The following is a 3710-nucleotide window of genomic DNA, read 5'->3' as shown; positions in this document are numbered from 1 at the left end:
GGTGCCTCTTCGAGGTGGATTCGGGGTGCGTGCGGGGAAAACCCCAGGCAGACTCGCGGGTTGTCGGGGTCTTGCGAGGAGGTGACACCGTGATCGGGCCACCTACTTCGTCGGCCAGGACGACACCAACGAGATGGAACGGGTGTTCGGCGCGATCCGCCGTGCGCTGCTGGCGGGCTCGCTGCTCAGTTGCTGGTCGGCGCCGCGTCGTTGCTGGTCGTGGCGTTGGAGCAGGTGCGAGAACGGCGCAGGCCGCTCGCCGTGATGGCGGCGAGCGGAGTGCCGCGCGGCACGCTGGCCCGGTCGTTGCTGTGGCAGAACGCCCTGCCGCTCGCGATCTCCACGGTCGTCTCACTGGCCACCGGTATCGGGCTCGGAGTGCTGATCATGCGGGTGTTCGGCTCCGCGGTGGCCTACGACTGGGCCGGTATCGGCCTGATCACCGGCGTTGTCGTGGGGCTGACGTTCGCGGTCACTGCTCTGACGTTGCCTTCGCTGAGAAGGGCGACCGGAGCACTCGGCCTGCGGACCGAGTAGTCACCTCGTGCTCTGCCAGGCGGTCCTGGACCAGTCCGTGCCGGAACTGGTAGCAGGCTCCCGCCCGGCAGAGCACGCCCAGCTTGCGCGAGTCCTCGAGGAAGACCATCAGCTCCCACGGCAGTTTTCCGCGCAACGCCAACCAGATCCGCGCGACGGTGAACCACCACCAGCGCAGGTGCAGCACGGCCAGCGCGAACCCGAGCATCAGCCCGGACGCGAGCCCCAGCCCGACCATGCCGGTCTGGCCGGGGCCGAACACCAGCGCCGCCGCCGAACCGAAGACCACCGCCAGCACGAGAGATCCGGTCCACACCGCTATCCGGTCGCGCGCCATCGTCCACTGAGGACTGGCGGCTTGCGAGAGCTCGGCGTTGCTGGACAACGCGAACCGCAGCGCGGTCGCCACGGCGAGACCGAGCCCGACCACGAGCCCCGCGGAAAGTCCGTACAGCGCACCGAAAACGAGACCGCCTGCAAGTCCGAGCACGCCGGGCACGAGCAGCAGGCTGCGCCAGATTCCCAGACGTGGCTTGGCTTTGCGTTCCTGTGACGCGGTCAGTGCGGCCGCGCCGACGCCGATGCCCGCGACCAGGCCGGTGATCGGGGCGAGCGACGGCGTGATCGAGTACGCCATCAGCCAGCCGACGCCGAACCCGCCGATCGCGCCGAGCACCAGCGCGCCGAGCAGCGCGAGCCACGTGTTGCCGACCGACCGGCGCAGCTCCCACCAGGCCAGTTCGCGGATGTCGCGGTCGCGCATCTCGTGCGCGAGGAACTCGAGCCACCGGCGGGCCCTGTCCCGTGGCCAGACCTGCGTCGCCTTGGCGTGGTGCGCGAACGCCCTGTTGCCGAACGCCCGCGACACGAGCTCGTCGCAGAGGTGGTCGGAGATCGCCCGCGCGTCCGGGAAGCGGCCGCGGTCGAGAAGCTCGGTCGGTTCCGCCTCGCTGTCCGCGTAGACCATGCTGGCCAGCCACATCGTCAGCGGCGTGGACAACGCATCCGCGAGCCTGCCGTCCGGTTCCTCGCGCAGCTGGATGAACACCGGCTCCCACCGCGCGCGCCCACGCTGTCCGCGCTGGCCCGCAGGTAGGCGGCGACCTCATCCAGGTCGAGCGGGGCCAGTTCGACGACGTCCGCACCGGGCAGCGGACCCGCGTGGTCGACGGCCTGCTCGAACTCGGTCGTCCGGCAGGTCAGCACGAGCGGCCGCTTCGCAGGGAACGCCTTCGCGATCCGCGCCAGCGCGTCCGCGCGCTGATGGGCAGGGATGTCGTCGAGTCCGTCCAGCACGGGCAGCACGCGGTGCTGCTCGACCAGCAGGTCACCGGCATAGCTGCCGTACAGCTCGGTGTTGTGCAACGCCGGGTGGTCCTCGTACAGCCTGCGAGTGAGCCACGTGCGGATGTCCTCGACCGCCGGGTTCCACGTCGACAGCGGCAGCAGAACCGGCACCATGCCGCCGTTGTAGCGGTCCAGCAGGCCGCACGTCAGCAGCATCGCGACCGTCGTCTTACCGGTGCCCGCCTCGCCGATGATCACCATCCTGCGGTTGATCTGCCGTTCGAACGCGCCCACCACCGCGTCGCTGCGCCCCGGCGGCGCGTCCGGCTCGGCGCTCACGTCCAGCTCAGCGGCAGTCCAGTGCAGATCGAGCACGTCCGGGTCGGTGAGGCCGCGGGAACGCACCTCCTCGTTCCACTGCGCCTGCAGGCCACGGCGAGTGCCCTGCACGCGGCGTCGAGGTGCTCGTCGGTGCTCAGCGCGGCGTTGTGCCTGCGCCGGACCCACGGGTCGAGCAAAGCCAGGAAGCCCAGGAACGCCAACGCGAGCGCGATCAGCCACACGTGCGGGTTGATGCCCTGGCCGGTTACGAACAGACCTGCCGCGGTGAGCACCGCGGTCAGCACGCAGCCGGTCAGCAGCGCCTGCTGACGGAATCTGGACATGCGTCGCATCATGACGCACCGCATCCGCCGGGGGTCGATTCAGTGACCCGTGTCGTGACCTTTGGTTCTTGATCACAGATGCCACCGCAGATCGCCGAGCGTCAGGAACTGGCCGTCGGCCCCGACCGTGATCCCGAACTGGTGCCTGCGGGGTTTGCCCAGGCCGTGCCACTCGACGATGGCCTGCTCCGCGAGGTCCCACAGCCGGCGCGGGCCGCCCTGGTCGACGTGCGAACCGTGGTGGTGCACCCAGGAGCCGTCCAGATGGGCGAGCCAGTTGTGCCCCGCGACGACGCCCGGCAGTGCGATGCCGGCGAAGAACTCGAACGGGCTGGCCGGGTCGACCACGGTGTTCAGCGGCAACGTGGTGGTGCGGCGGTCGAACGTGCCGGAACCCGCGAGCGTGGGCGGGTGAGCGTGCGCGCGCATGGGCATGAAGCGGCCGTCCTCGACGAGCACGCGGCCCTCGCCGGTGCCGTCACCGTTGGACACGATGAGGAGGAGTCCCGCGCCGATGGGGCGGTGCAACGTCGTGACGATCAGACCGCCGGGCCTGGTCTGCTCCAGCCAGGCGGGCGGGATGGTCGCGACGGAGCAGGTGGCGAGCACGCGGTCGTACGGCGCCCGCTCCGGATGGCCGAGCGCGCCGTCGCCCGCGACGCACGTCGGGAAGAACCCGTTGCGGCGCAGGCGATCTTGCGCTCGTTGCGAGATGTTCGGGTCGACGTCGATCGTGGTGACGTTGTCCGAACCCACGGCATGACACAACAGTGCCGCGTTGTAACCGGTGCCGGTGCCGACCTCGAGCACCGACTGTCCTTTGTGGATGTCCAGTGCCTCCAGCATGATCGCCATGATCGTGGGCATGCTCGACGAACACGTCGGTGTGCCGCCGGTCACCGTGTCGTCGCCGTCGAACTGGGTAACCCACACCCGATCGGCGTACACGAGTTCCAGCCAGTCCGGGTGCTCCGCGGTGAGCCGTTCCCAGTCACCGCTGTGCAGCTGGCGGTAGAAGCGCGGCAGGAACTCGTGCCGCGGAACTGCCCGAAAAGCCTTGAGCCACTTGGAATCGTGCAGCACGCCATCGCCGAGCAGGTGGTCTGCCAGCTCGGCGCGCAGGGCCCAGGCATCGTCCATGTCATCCACAACGGTATCCCTGTGGCGGAGCACACGCAGAGACTTGCTAGCAGGGTGCTTGCAATAGCTAGCACTCGTCGC

The 3710-nt window shown here is 69.5% G+C and carries 5 protein-coding genes; 1 reads left to right on the top strand and 4 read right to left on the bottom strand.

The window, feature by feature from the left end; translation table 11 throughout:
- Positions 1-189: 189 nt before the first annotated feature.
- On the top strand, positions 190-537 hold the full coding sequence (locus FXN61_RS48090) for an FtsX-like permease family protein (RefSeq protein WP_167980436.1): 348 nt from the start codon (positions 190-192) through the stop codon (positions 535-537).
- On the opposite strand, the gene FXN61_RS53955 is transcribed toward FXN61_RS48090, so the two are convergent.
- The 4 genes from FXN61_RS53955 to FXN61_RS48080 form a co-directional block, all read right to left on the bottom strand.
- Positions 473-1585, bottom strand: coding sequence for a hypothetical protein (locus FXN61_RS53955; RefSeq protein WP_246293249.1), 1113 nt, complete (start codon positions 1583-1585; stop codon positions 473-475). The two genes, FXN61_RS48090 and FXN61_RS53955, sit on opposite strands and share 65 nt — an antisense overlap.
- Positions 1522-2229, bottom strand: a complete 708-nt coding sequence (locus FXN61_RS53950; RefSeq protein WP_312878566.1) for an NACHT domain-containing protein — start codon at positions 2227-2229, stop codon at positions 1522-1524. The genes FXN61_RS53955 and FXN61_RS53950 overlap by 64 nt, the downstream gene beginning before the upstream one ends.
- A complete protein-coding gene (locus FXN61_RS53945) occupies positions 2160-2489 on the bottom strand; it encodes a hypothetical protein (RefSeq protein ID WP_246293247.1) in 330 nt (109 codons plus the stop codon). The genes FXN61_RS53950 and FXN61_RS53945 overlap by 70 nt, the downstream gene beginning before the upstream one ends.
- Positions 2490-2561: 72 nt before the next feature.
- Positions 2562-3629 carry a methyltransferase domain-containing protein gene (locus tag FXN61_RS48080; protein WP_167980435.1) on the bottom strand — a complete coding sequence of 356 codons (1068 nt, stop codon included), beginning with the start codon at positions 3627-3629 and terminating at the stop codon, positions 2562-2564.
- Positions 3630-3710: the final 81 nt, after the last annotated feature.

It is taken from the genome of Lentzea indica (genome assembly GCF_012184385.1).
Classification (GTDB): Bacteria; Actinomycetota; Actinomycetes; order Mycobacteriales; family Pseudonocardiaceae; genus Lentzea; species Lentzea indica.
Note: the sequence above shows the minus strand (reverse complement) of the source record. Positions and strands in the feature narration are given on the sequence as shown.